Source organism: Labilibacter marinus (assembly GCF_001659685.2).
Taxonomy (GTDB): Bacteria; Bacteroidota; Bacteroidia; order Bacteroidales; family Marinilabiliaceae; genus Saccharicrinis; species Saccharicrinis marinus.
Map to the genome: position 1 here is coordinate 126,298 of NZ_LXYE02000045.1, position 21,963 is coordinate 148,260.

17 protein-coding genes and 1 riboswitch are annotated in these 21,963 nt (G+C 34.9%); of the genes, 6 read left to right on the plus strand and 11 right to left on the minus strand.

Annotated features, from left to right (window positions below):
• Window positions 1–8: 8 nt before the first annotated feature.
• Window positions 9–202: riboswitch (cobalamin riboswitch) on the minus strand.
• A 72-nt stretch (window positions 203–274) separates the two neighbouring features.
• From A8L32_RS18750 to A8L32_RS18765, 4 genes are all read right to left on the minus strand, one after another.
• Window positions 275–466, minus strand: a complete 192-nt coding sequence (locus A8L32_RS18750; protein ID WP_075591225.1) for a sporulation protein Cse60 — start codon at window positions 464–466, stop codon at window positions 275–277.
• Between the two features lie 151 nt (window positions 467–617).
• Window positions 618–1,652, minus strand: coding sequence for a tetratricopeptide repeat protein (locus tag A8L32_RS18755; RefSeq protein WP_075591226.1), 1,035 nt, complete (start codon window positions 1,650–1,652; stop codon window positions 618–620).
• 101 nt (window positions 1,653–1,753) lie between these two features.
• Entirely contained in the window at window positions 1,754–2,764 is a 1,011-nt protein-coding gene (locus A8L32_RS18760) for a DUF4837 family protein (protein ID WP_075591227.1), read from the minus strand.
• Window positions 2,765–2,892: 128 nt separating this feature from the next.
• Window positions 2,893–3,567 (minus strand): energy transducer TonB, encoded by a 675-nt coding sequence (locus A8L32_RS18765; protein WP_075591228.1) that lies wholly within the window; start codon window positions 3,565–3,567, stop codon window positions 2,893–2,895.
• A gap of 272 nt (window positions 3,568–3,839) precedes the next feature.
• Between A8L32_RS18765 and A8L32_RS18770 the strand changes: the two genes are divergently transcribed.
• The 6 genes from A8L32_RS18770 to A8L32_RS18795 all read left to right on the plus strand — a co-directional run bounded on the left by A8L32_RS18770 (window position 3,840) and on the right by A8L32_RS18795 (window position 10,635).
• Window positions 3,840–5,555 carry a sigma-54 interaction domain-containing protein gene (locus A8L32_RS18770; RefSeq protein ID WP_075591229.1) on the plus strand — a complete coding sequence of 572 codons (1,716 nt, stop codon included), beginning with the start codon at window positions 3,840–3,842 and terminating at the stop codon, window positions 5,553–5,555.
• A 168-nt stretch (window positions 5,556–5,723) separates the two neighbouring features.
• Window positions 5,724–5,978, plus strand: coding sequence for a (2Fe-2S) ferredoxin domain-containing protein (locus tag A8L32_RS18775; protein ID WP_075591230.1), 255 nt, complete (start codon window positions 5,724–5,726; stop codon window positions 5,976–5,978).
• Window positions 5,979–5,980: 2 nt separating this feature from the next.
• Complete coding sequence (locus tag A8L32_RS18780; protein ID WP_075591231.1) at window positions 5,981–7,714, plus strand: [Fe-Fe] hydrogenase large subunit C-terminal domain-containing protein; 1,734 nt, start codon at window positions 5,981–5,983, stop codon at window positions 7,712–7,714.
• On the plus strand, window positions 7,707–8,891 hold the full coding sequence (locus tag A8L32_RS18785; protein WP_075591232.1) for a SpoIIE family protein phosphatase: 1,185 nt from the start codon (window positions 7,707–7,709) through the stop codon (window positions 8,889–8,891). The genes A8L32_RS18780 and A8L32_RS18785 overlap by 8 nt, the downstream gene beginning before the upstream one ends.
• Window position 8,892: 1 nt before the next feature.
• Window positions 8,893–9,153 (plus strand): NADH-quinone oxidoreductase subunit NuoE family protein, encoded by a 261-nt coding sequence (locus A8L32_RS18790; RefSeq protein WP_075591233.1) that lies wholly within the window; start codon window positions 8,893–8,895, stop codon window positions 9,151–9,153.
• Between the two features lie 36 nt (window positions 9,154–9,189).
• Complete coding sequence (locus A8L32_RS18795; RefSeq protein WP_083631405.1) at window positions 9,190–10,635, plus strand: monomeric [FeFe] hydrogenase; 1,446 nt, start codon at window positions 9,190–9,192, stop codon at window positions 10,633–10,635.
• Between the two features lie 104 nt (window positions 10,636–10,739).
• Here the strand turns inward: A8L32_RS18795 and A8L32_RS18800 are convergent, their stop codons facing one another.
• The 7 genes from A8L32_RS18800 to A8L32_RS18835 all read right to left on the minus strand — a co-directional run bounded on the left by A8L32_RS18800 (window position 10,740) and on the right by A8L32_RS18835 (window position 21,894).
• Window positions 10,740–12,119 carry a sigma-54-dependent transcriptional regulator gene (locus A8L32_RS18800; RefSeq protein WP_075591234.1) on the minus strand — a complete coding sequence of 460 codons (1,380 nt, stop codon included), beginning with the start codon at window positions 12,117–12,119 and terminating at the stop codon, window positions 10,740–10,742.
• A gap of 8 nt (window positions 12,120–12,127) precedes the next feature.
• Window positions 12,128–14,215, minus strand: a complete 2,088-nt coding sequence (locus tag A8L32_RS18805) for a tetratricopeptide repeat protein (protein ID WP_075591235.1) — start codon at window positions 14,213–14,215, stop codon at window positions 12,128–12,130.
• Between the two features lie 86 nt (window positions 14,216–14,301).
• Window positions 14,302–14,655: a dihydroneopterin aldolase gene (locus A8L32_RS18810; RefSeq protein ID WP_075591236.1), complete on the minus strand. Its 354-nt coding sequence runs from the start codon at window positions 14,653–14,655 to the stop codon at window positions 14,302–14,304.
• A gap of 56 nt (window positions 14,656–14,711) precedes the next feature.
• Window positions 14,712–15,173 carry a GAF domain-containing protein gene (locus A8L32_RS18815; RefSeq protein WP_075591237.1) on the minus strand — a complete coding sequence of 154 codons (462 nt, stop codon included), beginning with the start codon at window positions 15,171–15,173 and terminating at the stop codon, window positions 14,712–14,714.
• Between the two features lie 210 nt (window positions 15,174–15,383).
• A complete protein-coding gene (locus A8L32_RS18820; RefSeq protein ID WP_075591238.1) occupies window positions 15,384–15,881 on the minus strand; it encodes an RNA polymerase sigma factor in 498 nt (165 codons plus the stop codon).
• Between the two features lie 282 nt (window positions 15,882–16,163).
• Window positions 16,164–20,138, minus strand: coding sequence for a T9SS type A sorting domain-containing protein (locus A8L32_RS18825; RefSeq protein WP_075591239.1), 3,975 nt, complete (start codon window positions 20,136–20,138; stop codon window positions 16,164–16,166).
• Between the two features lie 271 nt (window positions 20,139–20,409).
• Window positions 20,410–21,894 carry a tetratricopeptide repeat protein gene (locus A8L32_RS18835; protein ID WP_075591241.1) on the minus strand — a complete coding sequence of 495 codons (1,485 nt, stop codon included), beginning with the start codon at window positions 21,892–21,894 and terminating at the stop codon, window positions 20,410–20,412.
• Window positions 21,895–21,963 lie beyond the last annotated feature (69 nt).

Sequence of the window (21,963 nt, forward strand, 5' to 3'; positions counted from 1 at the left end):
GTTAAACGAATTCAAATTATTTTGCGGCAGATTTTCCGACTTTCATATTGAGCACCTTCCCATCTATTAAAAATAGATAGTGATTATTTACTCACCTTAAATAGGCTGAATACGGCTGCGGGTACAGTTCCTGACTCCTTATTAAATAGCTACAGGATTCCCTTTTAAGTTAATATTTAACACCACAATTGCGTGCAAAAGTACATTATTTTTTAACACAAAAAAAGGTTGTTACCTTGAGGCAACAACCTTTATCTCTCTAATATTTTATTTATTAAGCCTCGTATATCAATAAAGCAGAATAAGTATTTACACCTTGACTAGAGTGAGCCGAATATTTAACATCAATTAAATTTTCAGATTCAATCTTTTGATCATTAATAAACTCATTAATTTGCTCATCTATTGCTTGATCAAAATCATCAACTCCTGTATATTGAAAATGTTTTGTCTTTACCTTACCCATAACTATTTAGATTTTAAAATTTGTAACTTCTAATAAAAGATACGCAAAGGTTTGCAATTAGATTCACTTTTTATAAACTAAAATTAACATGTTGATGTAATACACAATTTCTAGGATGAAAATAAATCATCTACTACTCTGTGCACAACATCTACTGCACTTCCATCCAACTTGTAAAGCGCTGAAATTCTTGGTGATTATCCGACATCCATAAAAGAACATCCGAATTATACCTGCAAGAACTAATAAAATAACTAAAAGGTTCTGTTAGGTCATTCTTATCTATTTTAGAGAAGAAGTTTACATAGAAATCCCACCAGAAACCTTCTTTATCTTCCGATTCATCCTTTAATATTTTAAAGAACACTTTACTATTATTGGCAAATTTAACAAGCAAACTATTACCGGTATCAGAAAGATTATTGCCTTCTTTTGCCATTGACTCGCTTGCCTTAATCATACTCACAGCCAATTCTACTGAAGCAAAATCATTGTACTTAAAACCGGCCTCTACCAACTGTATATCACGCTGCCCCTTGGTTCTAACTCCTTGATTCCACAGAGAACCTAATAACTCATAGGCCGTTTCGCTTCTATCACTATCTTGCTCTAACAATAAAAAGTAATACAATGGCAACATGCTCTGAACCCGCTCTCCTTTATCAAACATGATATACGATAACAGAAGGTGACTACTAGCATGTGCTGGATAACTTTCAATTGCTCTTACTACATACTCCTGTGCCTTATCATATTTACCATCATTAAAAAACGATAGCGCTAAGTTGTATGATAAAAGATAATTATCTGGATATATTTTTAAAGCCTCCTTATAAATCCTTCTAGCCTTTTCTGTTCTTCCTAAATTTTCCCAAGCAGAACCATTGATTAAATAAGCATCTTCTTTGTATTCCTCATTACGCTCTATCACCTTATAGCTATACATAGCAGCTTTCTGGTCGTCGTGAAGCGCTAATTGAGTTAAGGCTAATTGATAACAAGCTAACTCCGACTTTTTGTCCATTTTGTAAGCCTGCTCAAACCATGTTAATGCACTTTCGTATTTTCCTGATTCGTAATCTATAATACCTCTTGAGACGATGGTCTCGAAATCTGAAGATTGTGCAAATAATGCCGAGTTCAGCACTATCACAAGCAATAAAACCAATAATCTATTTCCCTTCATTCCTTTTCCAAATTGTAAATTATTGCAAAATAACTAATTAATAAGCTATTTACGCAGCAAATTGACAAAAGTTAGTCACAAAAGCTGTACCAATGGTTGAATTATATATTTTTAACGGAATGCAAAATCGATTCCATTTGACGTACATAATATGCTTTGTTCTGTTTCTGAGGAGCATATACAAATCCATCAATTAGTAATAATTTGTTATTTTCTAAGTCAGGAATGCAGTAACTTACAAAAGGACCTCCCATAAAAAAGCCTTCTACCTTCCATAAGCCTCTGAGCTCAATCACATCAATGCCATTAACCATTAAACGGTTAGTTAAAACGGGAAGCTGAGTCTCTGTTTGCATAAAGGTTGTTTCTGAAGGACCTGGTATATAAGTTTCCCCTACATAATTTCTTAGCTCTATTAAATTATCACTATTTAACGCCCCAACACTATCTAAATCAAACGTATGGATTACAACGTGCAAAGCCGTTTCTAATCGATCAAACCTAAACCAACTAAAATTGGCGGTATCCTTAATTAATTTATATCCTTTGGGTAAAACAATATTAACTCCATATTTATCATTAACAAAACGTTGAGTTGCTGCATCGGCTCCTTTCAAATTAGCTTTTTGCAAAGTTCTAATGTCGCCGTAGTATAAATACTCCAACACTTGGGTTCTATTTTCTTCAAATACAGTTTTGAATTTAGTTTCATCTGCAGCATTAATTTCAACTACCTGTTGATGACTTGCCCATAAATTATTTTTGTATTTTACCGCTGGCTCAGCTTGATTTTGTTTTACAATTAGAATATTTCTATACGCTTTAAAGTGGCCTTCGAAATCATTTGGAGTAATTATGGTTAATCTAAAAATTGGCTCTGGCTGCGGTATACATGGAAATTCCTCTTTTGCAAAATCAACTAACACACTTTTTATGGGACTTTGCTGAATATCTTTATCCATCACGATAAGTAATTCTCCTGGAGCGCCAATAGATCTACTTTTAATGCTAGATTCCGTTTTGCACCCTGATAGGTAAATAAAAATGGCAACAATTATAAACAGAGCTTTATAAACAGAACTACTTGGCTGGGTATTATTAAATGCTTTCATGGCTTCGATGTTTAAAGGATAAATTAAAGCTGCCTCGTAAAAGGGAAAAACGAGGCAGATATATCTAAGAATTTTTTATTGCTTTTAAATTGGGAATTACATCCAATTAAATATTTGTAGTATCAACTTTATTGTAACGTAAACTTGATAGGTACTTGGTAAGAAACCGCCACCTTGCGTGTTCCTTGTTTACCAGGTGTCCAATCAGGCATTGAGGCAACAACTCTCATGGCTTCTTTGTCAATCGACGAGTCAACACCTCTTAGAATTCCAACATTTTCCACTTTACCCGTTTTGCTAATAACAAAATTTAAATAAACCGTTCCTTGAATGCCATTTTCTTGAGCAATTACAGGATACTTAACTGATGATGAAAGATACCTTAATAAGGCTTTTTCACCGCCAGGAAATTCTGGTTTATTCTCTAATGAAAAAAATGGAATGGGGGCTCCATCATCCTCTTCTTCTTCTTCAACGAAATTAATTTCCATATCCTCATCCGAATCCGTTGAAAAGTCAAGATCTTCTTCAATATCAGTATCATCTTCAACAATAATCAACTGTTCCAAAACAATTTGCTTTGGCTTAACTAATTCAACTTCAGGCTCAGGTTCTCTGGTAATAGGAATCATTTCTTCTTCCTCCATCGGAATACCTGCATCAACTAATTCACCGGGATCCTCCCTAATTGACTTCCATTCAAAGGCGACTAACGAAGCTCCTAATGCTACAACGAATCCAATTTGCAAAAACATGGAACGCTTTTGCTCTAGGTCTGCATTTTTAGATTTTTTTACTTCCATAATCCAACTTTTTAAAGGTTACGTAACTGAAATATTCAACTACACCTTTTTATAGCCAACTCCCGTACCAAAAAAACCACAAGCAAAAACACAAAACACTACACACTGAACTATAGACGATTACAACAACACCCACTACGATTACAAATAGATGTCAGCCTATATAAAATCGCCCGATTGGGCGAAATAGCCCGCCCAACAGCCACTTTTCACAAAGCCTAAATCCTATTAATCCTAATTTTAACTAGTTTTGCATCTCACTTTCATCATTTATGAAAACACTAAATATCCACGACACCATTGAAGCTATTGTTTCTTTTATGGATAACCAGCTCCAAAAGGAAATTCAAAACCCTTGTGTGACAATTCTGTTAGATGAAGAAAAGAAGAAACTATATGAGAAAGCATATGGCGATAAAAACACCACGAAAGAAATAAGTGATTATCTACTAGAAGTAAACCTTCAAAATACGGCGAAGTCAGAAGGCATCGAGATTTCCTACTTTATAAAACCTATAGAAGGTACTAAACTCAGCTTTTTATTTGCCAGCAAGCAAGATGCTCATACAACTCAATCGTACCTTACCTTAATTTATCTTAGCATCATAGAGTACCTAAAACAAACTGGAGCAATAAAAACCATTTTAAAAAACGAGGCCTATCTCACTGCAATGATTGATGCGGTAAAAGCAGGAATGATAGCCATTAACCTTAGCGGAGATATTATATATGCCAACAAGTTTATTTGCAAAGAGCTTAAAACCGACAAAACATTTTTCTTTAGTCAAAATATTCGAAGCCTAATTCCAAATTGGAATTCAATTTTTAAGATGGTTAGTGCAGGTAACATGGTTAAAAACGAGGAAACCTTCATTAATACTTCCAGCATATCTTTAAAATTAAATATTGATGTAATTGCCATTAATGACAAGCACCAAAACAAATTAGGTTTTTGCATTATTTTTCGCTCCTTAGAAAAAATTACTTCCTCTAAAACTGGTGCTAGCGGAATGACTGCTCGATATTATTTTAAAGATATTATTGGCAAGAGTAAAGCCATGAAACAGGTGATTGAATATGCTCAAACCATATCCAATAGTCCATCTACCATTTTAATTGAGGGAGAAAGTGGAACTGGGAAAGAAGTATTTGCACAAAGTATACATAATGCAAGCAATCGAAAAAATAATGGGTTCGTGGCTATAAATTGTGCCGCTATTCCAGAAAACTTAATTGAAAGTGAACTATTTGGTTACGATGATGGTGCATTTACGGGTGCTAAAAAAGGTGGGCAACAGGGAAAGTTTGAATTAGCCAACAAAGGCACTCTGTTTTTAGATGAAATTGGAGATATGAAACCCGACATGCAGGTTAAGCTTTTGCGCGCCATACAAGAAAGTAGCGTAACCAGAGTGGGAGGAGAAAAACTAATTCCTGTAGATGTAAGAATAATTGCAGCTACCAATAAAAACTTAGCCGAGGAAGTTGAGAATGGAAATTTTAGGATGGATCTTTACTATCGTATTAGTGTAATTCCTTTGCATATTCCATCACTTAAAGAGCGCAAAAGTGACCTTCCGTCGCTCATTCGATTTTTTCTGAATGAAAAGAGTATTAAGCTGCAAAAGGATATTCCACAGATGGGTTATTCTATGCTACAACAATTATTAGATTACGATTGGCCAGGAAATGTGCGTGAATTACAAAACTTTATAGAACAACTAGTAAACTTTAATGGGAAAATATCTTTAGACAGTTTTCAAAAGTTAAAACAAGAAGAACAACTCATCACGCATATTCCTGTAATTCAAAACGATTTTAGCTATACTCCTTCAATATCCTTAAAAGATTTAGAAAGAAAACACATTATCAATACCTTGTCGCAACATAATGGCAACATGACTAAAACTGCTAAATCATTAGAAATTAGCAGAAACACGCTCTACCTAAAACTTAAAAAATACAACATCAATCATAGACTGTCCTAATCAAGGACGATGTATTTATTTAGGACATTTGCATTTCATATAATCGACCTATTTTAGGACAGTTAGGTTCACATCAATATTAATACAAAACACTACACACTGATCTACTGCACACTACCCCAATTGGCATGTAATTAGATATACAACCTATATATAAACACGGTTGTTATGGATAAAACTCAAGAAAAAGCAAAAATCAGAATTTGTTTAGGTAGCTCATGCTACACTAGAGGTAATGCCGAAAATCTTAAAATTATTCAAGCTTTTGTAGAAGATAAACAAATTAATGCTTCTATCGATTTTAGAGGACACCTATGCAATGAGAACTGCAATAAAGGTCCTGTTATTAACATCAATGGGGTTTCTTACGAAGAAGTTCAAGCTTTTCAAATAGAAAAAATTCTTGAAGAAACACTTATTTAGGCATGAATACTAAACCCATTTACACCATAGAAAACGATTGTAAGGATTGTTATAAATGCATTAGAAATTGCCCATCTAAAGCCATTAAAATTACGGAGCAGAAGGCTTCTATTATTGATGAGCTATGCGTGTACTGTGGACATTGCGTTTCTATTTGTCCGGCTGAAGCCAAACAGGTAAGAGATGGAGTATCTAGAGTTAAACAACTTATCAATTCGGGTACAAAAACCGTGGTTTCACTGGCCCCTTCGTACCGAACCGAATTTAAAAAGATTAGCGACAAAGAATTAATATCAGGGTTAACAACAATGGGTTTTAACTACATTTCGGAAACTGCCTTAGGTGCTCAAGTTGTAACTGAGCATACTGAGCAGTTTCTGAAAGCCCGCAAAAAAGGCATCTACATTTCGTCTGCCTGCCCTGGAGTTGTTGAGCTCATTAAAAAATATTACCCGCAAAACATTCCCAACATTACGCCATTTCTTTCTCCTATGCTAACGCATGCAAAAATGCTTAAGCAGGAATTAGGTGAGGATACTAAAGTAGTGTTCATTGGCCCTTGTATTGCAAAAAAAGCTGAAGCCGACAACTGGCCAAAATTAATAGACACAGCCATATCTTTTAAAGAACTAAAGGATTGGATGCAAGAAGAAGATGTGTGGAGTAAGGAAAAACAAGAAAGTCAATTTTTTCCGCACAAAGCTAACAATGGCAAATTATACCCCATTGATGGTGGCATGATTAATACCTTTTCAGACCAATCGAATAGTAAACTCTTAAACCTTTCCTTTTCTGGCATTAACGAAGTAAAGCGGGTTTTAAATGATTTAAACGAAATTAATCACGATGGCCCCGTATTCTTAGAGCTGTTATTATGCGAAGGCGGATGCATTAATGGTCCTGGCTGTACTTCGGAAGCCAACCCTGTTCAAAAAAAGATTGATGTTCTATATAGCAATAAAAATGAAGAATCAATCCAACAGAAAACACCCCTTATTAATATTGAATGTGATTATTTTGGATTAGAGCCAATTCAGGAAAGTAATTTTTCACCAGAAGAAATCCGTGAAACCTTATACAGTATTGGTAAAGCAGATAGCACGCAAGAGTTAAACTGCGGAAGCTGTGGTTATAATACTTGTAGAGAATTTGCCAAAGCAACACTGGCAGGAATGGCAGAAACCAACATGTGCGTATCACACCTAAAAAAGATAGCACATAATCAAGCTGCTGTTTTGTTGAAGAAAATTCCTTCAGGCGTTATTATCATTAACCACGAATTTAAGGTGGTTGAGATGAATATGAGCTGTGCTAAAATGCTTGGAGATGATATTGAAAAAGCCTATTACGAAACAAACGAGTTAAAAGGGATAAGCATCAACGACCTTGGATACTTTAAGGAACATTTTAAAACAGCCATTCATACAGGAAAAGAATACAATCAGATAGCCATCAATCAAAATGGAGCTAATTTTCAGCTATCCATATTTAATATTCAAAAACATAAGCTTATCACAGGCATTATCCAAAACTTTAAAAACAAAGAATTTAAAGCTGATATTATTGAGAACAGAACAAGGGAGGTGATTAAAAAGAACATGGAAACGGTTCAGAAAATTGCAGCCTTATTAGGTGAAAATGCTTCGCATACAGACTCTTTATTGAACTCTATTTTGAACGACCATTCGGTAGATAAAGCTATTCCTGAAACCCATAATGCTACTGTGAATGAATAGCGCTTTTGTTATAGAGGCTGAAAACATTAGTCAAGCTAAAGCAGGCGAGGCCATTTGCGGCGATGCTATCCTCTTTAAAAAGATTAAGGAAGAGAATAGGCTTGTTGCGGTAGTTGCCGACGGCTTAGGTAGTGGTGTGCAAGCCAATATTTCGGCTACCATGACCAGCACCATGGCATTACAATTTACCATAGCTGGCGAACCTGTAGAAAGAACGGCAGAATTCATCACCAACACCTTACCCTTAGATTCAAAAAGAAAGGTTAGTTACTCCACCTTCTCTATTTTAGATATTAATTACAGAGGAGAAGTAAAAATAGTTGAATACGACAATCCTCCCATATTAGTATTGAGAAACGGTGAATTTCTGGATTTAGAGAGACAAGAAAAAGTATTGGATAACCTTCAATCTAAGCGCAACAAAGTTTATCAATACAATTTTATTCTTGAAAAAGAAGACCGCATAATAATGGTGAGCGATGGCGTTACACAATGCGGAATGGGAAGCGACGATATGCATTTTGGATGGCAATTAGCTGGTCTTAAAAGTTATATTCAAGAAACGGTTCTAGAACGACCTCATATATCTGCAAGGGAACTCGCGGATAATATCATCAATAAAACTTGTTCTATAGATAACGATAGACTGAAAGACGATGCTTCGTGTTGTGTTTTATATTACCGCAGGCCACGAAAATTATTGATAGTTACTGGGCCTCCATTCCATAAAGAGAATGACTCGGTATTGGCGAGTGAGATATCTAATTTTAATGGAAAGAAAATTATCTGCGGAGGAACCACTTCTAAAATTGTAGCAAAAAACCTAAATGCAAATGTAGAAATAGACTTAAGCAACTACAAACCAGGCCTACCTCCACAAGCCCAAATGCAAGGTGTCGACTTGGTAACTGAAGGTATCATAACCCTAGCAAAAGTATCGGAAGAACTTAATATTATTCATTCCATTACCGAAACTAAGGATTCACTATCTGGACAGATCATTAGAATGATGTTAGAAAGCGATGAAATAAATTTTATTTCTGGTACACGAATTAATAACGCCCATCAGGATCCCAACCTTCCTGTTGAGCTAGAAATTAGACGCAATGTTATCAAACGCATTGCGCATCATCTTGAAAATAAATTCTTAAAAAAAACCTCTACCAAATATTTGTAGCATGAAAAAAGAAATTGAAGTAAAGGTTTGCTGTGGCACTAATTGCTACATCATGGGAGGTTCGGAGTTACATTTAATAAAGGAGCATTTGACCGAGGAAATCGCTCAATTGATCTCTTTAAAAGGAGAAAACTGTAGTGGAAATTGTCATGATTTTTCCAGGACACAAAAACCTCCTTTAGCATGGATTAATGGAGAAATGATAGAAAATGCTTCAATAGAAAAACTAAAGAAAGAAATTGTTGCAAGAAGCCACAAATAAAAAAATAATAACTGATATATAAACTTAGATTACCGAATGACCTATTTTAACAATGCGATTCAAACCAAACGTGAATTATTAACCCGATTAATTAAATTATTAAAGGAAGATCAATTATTCGAGAAGATAGATCGTATTCCTTTGGATATGCGCCCAAAATCTAAAACTCCTATCAGATGTTGTGTGCATAAAGACCGTGCTGTCATCAAATACAAATCAATGGCCATTATGGGTTTTTGCACCAAAGATGAAGAGGACGAACTGACACCTTTAAGCGATTATGCTAAAGAGGCCGTTAATAAAAAAGGATTTTCTGCGGAACACCTGACTGTTATTGACGAAGCATGTAGCTCGTGCGTTCAGGTTAACTATACGGTAAGCAATCTTTGTCAAGGGTGTGCTGGGCGCGCTTGTCAGGTAAATTGCCCTAAGGATGCTATTCGTGTAGTCAACAGCAAGGCCATTATCGATAACCAGAAGTGTGTAAACTGTGGTTTATGCCAAAAGGCCTGTCCATTTCATGCTATTGCATATTTACCAGTACCTTGCGAAGAGGCGTGCCCTGTAAAAGCCGTTAAAAAAAATGAAGATGGTATTGAAGTGATTGACATGGATAAATGTATTTACTGCGGTAAATGTATGACGGCCTGCCCTTTTGGAGCCATCATGGAAAAATCACAGGTACTTCAATTAACCAGTTCGCTAAAAAAGAAAGAAGAAACAGTAGCCATGGTTGCCCCTGCCATCCTTGGTCAGTTTAAAGCTAGCCCAGAACAAATATTAGGTGCATTAAAACAACTTGGCTTTACACATATAATGGAAGTTGCTGAAGGAGCTGATATTACCGCAAAAAATGAAACTGAAGAATGGATTGAAAGTGTTCAGAAAAACGACCCTTTCATGACTTCCTCTTGCTGCCCAGCCCATACACTATTGAGCGAAAAACATATTAAAACATTACAACCTTTTGTTTCGCACACTAAGTCCCCGATGATTTATACGGCGGAACTAGCCAAAGAAAAGTTCCCTAATGCACAACGTGTATTTATAGGTCCTTGTTTGGCCAAAAGGCACGAAGCAGAGCAATCGGGCTTAATCGATTATGTATTGACCTTTGAGGAGTTGAACTCATTTTTTACAGCTTACGAAATTGATTTTGCTAGCACTGAAAACATGGCTTTAATGTCAAGTATTTCGTCTGATGCGAGAGGATTTGCATTAAGCGGAGGAGTAGCTGAAGCTATTAAAAACAGCGTTCCGAATGGGTATGCCTTTAAAGAGTTTTTAATTGATGGCTTACACAAAAAGAACATCAAATTATTAAAAGCCTTTAGTGCAAAAGCACCTGATTACAACTTTATTGAGGTGATGGGATGTGAAGGAGGCTGTATGAATGGCCCAGGAAGTGTGACTTCGTTTAAACCAGGCCAAGCTTTACTTAAAAAAGCTATTAAAGCACAAGAAGAGCTGGCAAACGCTTAAGTTTTCTTCTTTTAATTTGTATAATTTGGCCATTAATTTGGCGTTATTATAGTTTGTAAATCGTTAGGAAACAGCTTACAGAAACGTCTGTAAGCTGTTTTATTTTATATGATACTCTTATCTATCTCTATACCAAACTTCTTAATTTTACGCTTTAGTGCATCTCTGGATATACAGAGCAATTCTGCCGCTTGAGTTTGATTCATTTCGCAGCGTTTTAGTGCTTCAATTATTAACTTCTGTTCATTCCTCTCTAAATCCAAAGTATCAAAAGAAAATGCTTCTTTTTTATGATCCCCTTTAATCGGAAAGTCATCAGGCAATAACACATTACCTTCCAACAAAATCAAAGCTCGCTCCACCATATTTCTTAATTCACGAACATTTCCTGGAAAGTAATATTTCTGAAGTTTCTTAATTAACTCTTCACTAATTATAGGTGCCTCAATATTCTTTTTACGCGCAAAAGAAGCCACAAAATGCGTTAATAAGGGTTTTATATCTTCCGGCCTTTCTCGCAATGGTGGAATATGAATTTCGATGGTATTTATACGATGATAAAGGTCAATTCTGAATTTATCTTCTTCAATTAACTTTTCAATATTTTTATTAGTAGCCGAAATAATTCGAACATCAACAGGCAACTCTTTGCTCCCTCCAATACGCTTTACCTTATTTTCTTCTATAGCCCGCAATAATTTTGCTTGCAACGAAAAAGGCATATCTGCAATTTCATCTAAAAACAAAGTACCATTATTGGCTAACTCAAAGTATCCTTTTTTATCTTCTCTGGCATCGGTAAACGACCCTTTCATATGACCAAAAAACTCGCTTTCTAACAAAGTAGCAGGAATAGCAGAACTATTTACTGGAGCAAAAACCTGCTCATTACGGGGACTTCCATAATGTATAATTCGAGATATGATTTCTTTTCCCGTTCCGTTCTCTCCCGTCACCAATACGTTTACATCTTTATCTTTAGCAGCCTTTAATGCTATTTTAATCACATTTCTAATCGCGCCACTTTCTCCAATAAAGTCCTTTTCAATCATCCCTTCTAACTCGCGCGAAACCAAAGAACCTCTATTCTCAGCTTTCTCCAATTTCTGCTGAAGCTCAACAAACTTACCTGTTCGTTCTACGGCCACCTGAATATCCATCACCTGAAAAGGTTTTCGAATAAAGTCGGATGCACCTTTACGCATGGCCTCAATTACCATGTCCATATCACCGTAACCACTAATCATAATAACTTCGGTATTAGGAAAGTCTTCTTTTACTCTTTTTAGCACTTCCAAGCCATTCATTCCAGGCAACATAACATCTAGTATCAAAATGCCAGGCTGTTCCTTTTCTAACAAAGCAAATCCTTCATTGGGCATATTGGCGGTATATACTTCAAAGTTTCTTTTATCGAGATGATATTTTAGTTTCTCTGTAATTCTAACCTCATCATCTAGAATTAATATTTTAAGATTACTCATGTGCTTAATTATAATATTTTTGAAGTTTGGTTAACATCCTCATTCGTTTTTGGAAAAATTACTTTCATGATAGTACCTTCCATTACTCGGCTCTGAATCTCAATCCTTCCATTCATCTCTTTTACTAACCTATAAGAGATGGATAATCCTAAACCAGTACCTTGCCCCAATTGCTTGCTGGTAACAAAAGGCAAGAAAATATCAGTCTGTTTTTCGTGTGGAATGCCCACTCCATTATCTCTCACTTTAATAAAAACCTCATTCTCCTCTAGACCCGTTTCAATTCTAATTTCTTTATTATATGCGCTATCATTTTCGGCTCGCTCATCTACAGCATCTCTGGCATTAGATAGCAAGTTATGGATAACCTGCTCTACTTTGTGAGGGTTCCCCAGAATTTCAGGAATATCATTTTGTAGGTCAAGAACAAGATTAACATTATGGTTTTGATACTGACGCGTGATAATAGAAGTAGCTGAATTCACACATTCCGAAACAGAGAATCTTTCGTAAACACTTTCTTTTTGTCCACTAGAAAACACCCTTATATGATCCACAATTTCGCGCACCCTTAAAATATCTTCAAACACCTCGTCTATCGATTGTTTTACAAAACCCAAGTTGGGCTCTTCCTCTATCAACTCAAACTTAATCCCTTCCGCCGAAAGCGAAATGTTTTGAATAGGCTGATTGATTTCATGCGCAATACCCGCTGCCAGCTCCCCTAACGACGACAAACTTGCCTGATGTACAATGATTTGCTGTTGCTCTTCTTGTTTTTGCAAAGCCTCTTTTACCTTAGCTGCCAAATTCTGATTCTCTTCTCTCTTTAGATAATAACGGTAATAAATAATAAAAACCAATATCAGTACTACCATTATAGTAAAACCAAAGGAAAGTCTCCATTTAGTTAAGTTTTCCTTCTCCAACCTTAAGCGATAATTATCGTTTTTAGCCTCCAGTAGCTCATTCTGACGATTCTTTTTCTCCAAGTCATTTACCGCTAGCGTACTTACAAACTGACTTACATTTTGCTCACTCCTTAATCTATCAGAAACACTGGAATACAAAACTTGATATTCGTAGGCCTTTTTGTAATCTCCTAGCTCTTTATAAACGATAGATAACATTCGGTAATTATCTCTTATTACATCTCTATTACCAATTACTTTAGCAAGCAAAATACTATTTTCACTATGCGTGATGGCCTTCTTTCTATTACCTAACTTGTTATATATTCTGGACAGATTTAAAAAAGAAACCGAAGCGCCGTAATGATCATCCTTATCAATTTGCAAAGCTAACGCCTGCTTGTATTTCGTTTCCGATTCCTCTAATTGATTTCTCCTGTAGTATACACCACCCATGCTATTTAAAGCCGAAGCAATATTTAAACTATCACCACGTTTCACATACTCACTATGCAATAAAGTATAATATTCAAGGGCCTTTTCGTAATCCTCTGAGGTAAACCAAATCTCCCCAATACTTTCCCATAATGCTGTTTTTTCAAGCTCGTAACGACTGGCTGTATCAGGAATATATTCCAAAGCCATAGTATAATTTTCTAGTGCAATTTGGTTGTCGCCCAAATTTTTGTGCACATTTCCCATATTCAAATAGGTTTCTATAATTTCTGGCACCTGGTTTTTACTTAAATAAATTAGTAAAGATCGCTTATAATTATCAAGCGATTTTTGAAATTTATCAAGTCGATAGAACTTAGTTGCCAAAGCTGTCACTCCGCTTCGGTCTCCAATAGAATCATAAGTATCCAATGATTTTTGGTAATAAGAAAGTAAACTTTCGTAATCGCTCAAAAAGTAATACCCCATCCCTAGATTACCGTATGCTTTTGCCTTCCCTTCTTGATCGTTTAGCTTTTTGGCTAATTTTAAGGCTTGATTTGCATATTCAATGGCCTTTTCTGCATCGGATGAAATATAATACGAAGATAATTGATTGTATACTTCAACCTTTTCTGGTAGCGAAGAATTTTTTAGTTTACGATAAAGCTGGTTAACAACAGATTCTTCTGCCTTTAAAGCGGTACATACAAAAAATAGCAAGACGCTTACCTGTACCAAATATTTCATGAGTTTGTATTTTCGTTATGCTTGAGCAGCATTTTCCTATCCATATAACTAGTTACGATTTTTAAATATTATAGAAAAGCTCTTAATTATCGGTTTGACCCTGATAAAACAAAGCTCATTTCTCCTGGGAATCGAACAGACTGTTCTGTTTTGGCTTCAATTTCAACACTTTCTACTCTAGGAAATTCTAAAATTGTATTTAGTAACATTCTTGTAAAAGCCTCCAACAAGTTAAAATGGCTATTATCCGCTCTACCCATAATTTCCTTAATCAGCTTATTTACTTGAAAGGCATCTGCGGGATTATCACTCTCTTCTTCAACAAAACTATTGTAGTTAATACTTAAATTCACTACTAAATCTTGACGATAGTCAGAAACATGTGGGTCGAACCCAACATTACTTCGCACTATTAAGTTTTTCACTTTTAAGGTTCCCATAAAAACAGATGCTTTAGTTAATTAAGAATAAAGAAACTGTTTAAAAATAATCAATTCTATTTATAAATCAACTCTAAAAGCATCTCCAGTCCTTCTTTGTCTTCATTATCAAATTGCGCTAAATCACGACTATCTACATCCAACACCCCTACTACTTTATCTTTATTCTTTAAGGGAACAACAATTTCTGATTTTGATAAGGAGCTACATGCAATGTGACCTGGAAATTCTTCAACATCATCCACAACGACCGTTTCCTTTGTATTAACACCTGCCCAACAAACTCCTACATCTTTTTTTAATCGTAAACATGCAATAGGGCCTTGATATGGACCTACCAACAATTCCCCCTCATCTAACAAATAAAAGCCAGTCCAAAAAAAGCCTTTCATTTTATGATGCAATATAGCCACCAAGGTTGCCATTCGAGATATCGGGTTATTAATAGGGCTAGTTAATTCTTCAATCTGTTTATATAACCTATTATATTTTGCAAGTTTCGATGATTTCTTCTCCATAAATTTTCATTTAGTTCCTTAGTAAATTGGGTATGATTTGAATTCACGAACCACTATAAACACGCTTATACACAAAAAGCAGAAACATCCCCAAATCCTGTTAATTAAGCTATTTATTATCATTTTACGACTTACATAAAACAAAAAATGCAAGATAAACATTAATCAGTTTATCTTGCACATATATAAAAAACTATGTCATTGTTTTTTCTAATCCTCAAGCATACTCTGTAGCTTTTTACGCGTAAAGAAAATTCTACTTTTAACTGTACCAATTGGTAATTCAAGCTTTTCTGCTATTTCTTTATACTTATAACCTGAAGTATGCATTGTAAAAGGAATTTTAAACTCATCCTCTAACTTCTCAATACTTTGGTTCATTTCATTTACAGACTGAACCATTTCAGGTGTTTCAGAAGCATAATTCCCCTTAAAGGCAACTCTGTATGCATCTTCTGCCGATTCAAATGTATTTCTGGTTTTTTGAATCCTTCTATAATTATTAATAAAGGTGTTTTTCATGATGGTAAACACCCAAGCTTTAAAATTTGTATTAGATACAAACTGCTTTCTATATGTTAATGCCTTCAATGTTGTTTCTTGTAACAAATCATTTGCATCTTCTTCGTTTGCGGTTAAACTAAGCGCAAAATACCTTAGCTTGTCTTGTAAGCCAAGTAGGCTTTCGTTGAATTGCATTGCTGTCATGGTGTAATATTTTTGGCTTGTTTGTTATTGTTTTAATTGTTTAACAAATATAGTTGATTCATAAACGCTACCAAAAGATTTTAAACTCTTTTATTATTCTATTTTAACTCATTCTAAATAAGAATTATCGCAACTCACTGATTATCTGAATAAATCAAAACTAACCTTTGTTAAATCTAAATTAACACAATTTTCTATGGCAAAAAAACTTTGTTCAACATTAAACAAAAAAAAAGGATGCCTTATTAGGACACCCTTTGTTTTCAAGCACTTACACCTGATTTATTTTACCCTTACTTTTTCTGAAATTTCCGAATTATTCATGCGAATTTTCAACAAATATAATCCTTGTGGTATTTCAGATAAATCTATCTGCTGTTCATACTGCTCTGAACCTTTAAAGTAGGTGCGATTCATTAATTGCTTACCCGAAGTATCATATATAAATACTGAGAATGAACCTATATATGGATCCGTAATTTTTAGATTGGTTGCACCATTACTTATAGGGTTAGGGTATATCGAAATCTTTATTCCTGATTCCAAACCATCATTGACACTTGATATCCTACCTTGAATTCGTAGATTATCAATCACCCATCCCCAACCATTTGTTAATTGATCAGACCTTAATTTAAAACGAATTAAAATTGTATCGTTAGCTTCGAAAGTATCATATAATTCTATGTGATGGTCTACAAAGTCAGTTTCAGCAGGCGTTCTCCCAATAGTCCCTCCTACAGACCAAGAAGCTTTATAATCATAATCATATCCCGGACTTAATGCTTTCCAGTTTAAACCATCTTTAGTTCCCTCAACCACTACATAATCATAAAAATCCTCTTGTGGATAGGCTGAGCCAGACTCACCAACTTCTACAAAGGCAATATCATAATATTTCATGAATGCTAAAGCTGGATCTTCTGAAATAATAACAGGTGTTTTTAAGTTATAGTACAGATCCTTGTTTTCTGGATAAGGATGCGGTGAATGAATGGCTTTATTACTAAACGAACCCTCTTTTATTATAAAATCATCTCCTATAAAATCAAGGTTAATATCTGTATCACTAAAATCTGTTAAGTAACTACTTACTGGCTCCTTAACTTGATTAAACCCTAAAGACACAATATTGGAAGCATACTTTACTTTATCTTTATACCCAAAAATAGAAACCTTCTCTAACTGGCCATTTTCTGCAAAAATAGTATCAATTCTCTCCTCTACTGGAATATTATAATAAGTTCTCACTAAACTATTATCAGCGTATAATTCAAACGAATCTAAAGCAGCTTCAAATAATGTACTTAGCACATAATCCCCTTGAGGATTAATTCCTGCATTTTGAATATATGGATTTCTTAATTCATTACTTAAACCATTCACCTTTACAGTCCATATTCCCAAACCATGGGTTCCAAGAATAATTTCGTCTCCAACTATTTTAATATCCCAAATAGACACTGCTGGAATCCCATTATCCGCATATTCCCACGTAGTACCATTATCGTAACTAATAAACAATCCTATTTCCGTACCTGCCCATATTATATCCGTATTGTACGGCATCACTTGTAAGGTATTAACCACAACATCCGGAAAACCATTACTACTTTCATCACTACCATTGATGCCAAAACCAGTAATATCTTCCCAACTCTGACCTAGATCAGTAGTTCGGAATATTTTTGGAAAATTAGAAAACGAGAATAATGCATAGGCAGTTTCAGGATCGGTTGGATGCGTTAATATATTGGTAACAGCACCCATGTCCCTTATCACATCTAATGCTACAAAAGAATCTCCTCCGTTTGTAGAAACATGCAATCTACCCGTGCTATAGTCCTGGTTATCATTCATTCTAACACCTGCCCAAACTATATTCGGGTTAGCTTCACTAATTGAAATTTTTGGAGATGAACCATCATAATATCCCCAATGAGAGCCCATGTTTATATTTTTCCAACTATCACCAAAGTCACTTGACTTCCATATACCGGAACGACCGCCAGTAAATAATAAGTCTGGATCAGATATACTACTTGCTATTCGGGTTATAAAAGGAGCATCTCCTCCATCTCCATTATCCCCAATTCCTGCTCCAATATTCATCCATCGAAGTCCGCCATCCTCAGTTTTCTGTAACTGATTATAATAATAACAACCAATCATTTTATTGGTTTCTCTAGGGTGCCAAACAACATCGAACCCATCCCCTCCTAACACTTCTGTCCAATCGGATAACATCTCAGGATTTTCTCCAGATAATGCAGATCCATTATCTTGCATTCCTCCAAAATATATATTCTTACTAGGATGTCTTGTTATTCCATAAAACTGTGAAGTAACATAACCATTCGATTTAGAGGTCCATGTAGAACCTCCATTCGATGAATATCCTATACCTCCATCATTACCTACTAGCACTTGAAAAGTTCCATCTTCGTTATCAATAATGCTAATATTATGATGGTCGGCATGCGAATAAGTTGCACTATTTGAGTTTTGCCAATTGCTAATTTTAGATGCTGTTAATCTTCTATTTTTTAATTTATATGAAGATAAGTTAATAGCTGCAGTAGGAAGAGTAGCTTCATCCCAAATAGCTCCTGAAACAAGTCTTGGATACAAACCTGCCATTACACTGTAATTACCATTAGCTGCACTAATATTAACATGTTCTGTTCCGTCATAAATAACATTGTTAATAATAATTACTTCGTAACTATCCGCTGTTACATCAAACTTACCGTTTTTATTCTCATCAATAAAAGATGCGTTTAACTGTTCTCCCGATGTTTTATTCTGAACCACAAAAGGTACATCTATAAGGTCTGTATAATCCAACAGTTGTAAATCTTTCTCAAAATTTTTCTCAAAGTCTGCCGAACCTCCATCATGAATTAGTCTATGCGCTTTCTGTGATTTTCCTACTCCAAACTGAACTTCAATCTCTTCATAAATATTATTATAACCCGACTTAAATTGCACTCCTCCATTGGCATGAGTTCCTCCAAAATAATCAAATCCTAATAAAGCATTCATTCCATTAACGATTGCAAAGGCTTGCCTATCTGTTGCAGCTTCCTCAATACCTAATTCAAACGAATACAGGTCTATTCCTCCAATAAATCCTTTATTGCTATTAGTTGGGTTTATAGCCATTGTACTATTATACCATCCCTGCCCTCCTAAAAATTCTGTTGCCTCACCTGACTCTGTTGCTTTTGCCCATTCCGTTCCTCCATCTTTAGAGTAATAAACCTGAGAATTGGAATCAATAGCATATAATTTCTCCGGATCATTAGGAGAAACTACGAGCTCAATTCTACCTACGCCGTCTAAATCATATACCAAAAACCAGTTTTCACCACCATTTTCGGTTTTATAGATACCTACATCATTAGATGTTACCCAAAGGGTGCTTTCATCCGTAGGATGTATAACTACTTTTTGATATCGATTCCCTAATGGAGCTCCATCAACATACCAAGTATCTCCACCATCTGCTGACTTTACAATACCTGAATTAGTAGCTGCCCATATAACATTTTCATTGGTATGAGAAACCACAAGACTATTTACATAGTAAAAACCACTCTTACCTTTAGTTGATTCTAATTGCGTCCAGTTCTCTCCTTTATCAGTACTTTTGAAAATTCCATCACCTCTTACTGCATCTAGGTTATAATATCCTTCGCCAGTACCTGCATAAATAACATTTGAGTTAGATGGAGCCATAGCTAAACACACTGTTGCTAAATTGGGTAAGTCGGGTGAGATAATATTCCAAGAGTCTCCTGCATTGGTTGTTTTCCAAATACCTCCAGCGACTGAACCCGCAAACCAAGTTTGTTTTGTAGCATCATCTGGGTCTACAATAATGCCTCTGGTTCGCCCTCCAATATTTCCAGGTCCACGATTAATCCAAGGTAAGGTTGCTGTCGCAGATTTTAATGAAGACTTATGAGCAATCGCAGATTTTAACTGCTCCATTTTATAATTGTTGCTGTAGGTTGTATTTTCTACACCAGTGATGAGCGAACGATAATACTCAACATATTTGTCTGGTTTATCTGATTTTGCATAACCATTTTTTCTACGCTCAATTTTCCCATTTATTTCCTGCTGAATAATTTCTTCAGAAGATAAGGATTGGCTGGTTTTTCGCCTTTGAGATTCATTGTCTTTTTTACTTAAAAAAATACCTATGCCAATTAATGTCAATAGGGGGATAAAATAAAGTACTTTCTTCATACAAATAATTTTTACACAGTCGGGGGAGACTACTCTTTAAAAAATTAATCCTCTCTATTAACGCATAAAATGCCTACTAATTATGGTATAGTTATTAGTTCTACACAATTAACTAGAATTATTAAAGATTGGGATTGGATAATATTACATACTAAACAATTAGCGCAGAGGTCTAGTTCAAAACTAAATTATATATTCTATATTGAACTAACCCTAAGCTCACTATTTAAAGCAAAGCTATTTAAAATAATATAAAATAGAACTCATTTTGCTAATATTCTTCAAGTGAAATAATATTAAGCGCTTCTTTACCATTACTATCGTAAGAAATAGACAATTTATTTTCGTAAATATCGTGGTAACGCTTTTTAACCTGAAGCTTCAAATTCTCATTGTAATCTATAAAAAATGAGATTTTTCCTTCTTTGTCAGTTTTCTTTGTAACTATAACTTCACCATTTGAAATTACTTTTACTTCTGCACCTTGAATGGGCACCTCACCTTCTTTGGATTTTACAATAGCGGAATAGTATTTATAATTTGGAAATCTTTTTTGATCAAATGCATAAATGTCATCTTTCCCAATTCCACCAGGTCGGTTAGAACTAAAATACCCCGACTGACCTACCTTATCATAAATAAGGCTAAAATCATCGTATGAAGTATTAATTGGGTAACCCATATTAAAGGATTGAATAAAACCTTCTTTACTTGGTAATGAAAAGAAAACATCCATACCTCCAAGTCCTCCAATCTTATCCGATGAATAAAATAACCTACCTAATTCGTCAATGAACGGAAACATTTCGTTGGCTTCTGAATTTACCGCTGGCCCAAGATTTTTTGGCTGACTTAAAAAACCATTTTTATAGGTAGAAACATAAATGTCTAAACCACCAAAACCACCTGGCATATCCGAAGCAAAATAGAATCGCGTATCTTTTTGTGCCAAACAACCATGCATAATACTATAATTACCTTGCCTTAATGGAACAGGAGTCGTTTCGGGTTTCCACTCATCACTTCTTTTATAAGAAATAAATACATTTAAGTATGATTTCTCATCCTTACTTGCCTCAACATTTCTTGTTATAAAAGCTATGGTGAAATCTTTGCTAAATGATATGGGACCATCATTATACTTGGTAGTCAACTTGTTTTCAAACAGCTTCACCTCATCTGTATTTAATACGCTATTAACCCCTATTTTATAAATCTTATAAAACCCACTCCCATCTCTTATATCATTTCTTTTTATAGCGGAAATATTCTTTCTATCCGATGTAAATATTAACTTATCATTATATACAACAGGAGAGATATCTGAAAACTTACTATTAATACCCAAAGAGTGAATTTCGTAATTCAAGGAATCTTTTAATAAGCGATCAATCAGCTGTTCTGAGTTTAGTTTTAACCCTTGCGTTTCTTTTCCTGATAAATCAAGATACTCTTCCATATATTTATCCGATTCATCATATCTGTTTAGCTTTCGCAGCTCCAAGGCAAGAACATAGTACGCACTATAGTCTACTTCCGAAAATTCAATGGCTTTTAAATACCAATCAACAGAAAGTTTAGTGTTTCCTATATGCCTATAGCAATCCGCAATTCTATGGGTGAAATAATACATAGAACTTCCTCCTTGTTCTTCCAGATCGAGGAATAACTCTAAGGCCTTATTATAATTGAAGGAATCGTAATAGTTATCTGCTTTTATAATCTCTTTGGGCTGTCCCAAAACTAATGTTGACATAGAGATTAGGGCAAGTATATAAAGGGTAGTTTTTAACTTCATTGTTCAAATATTTACTTTCATTGCCAC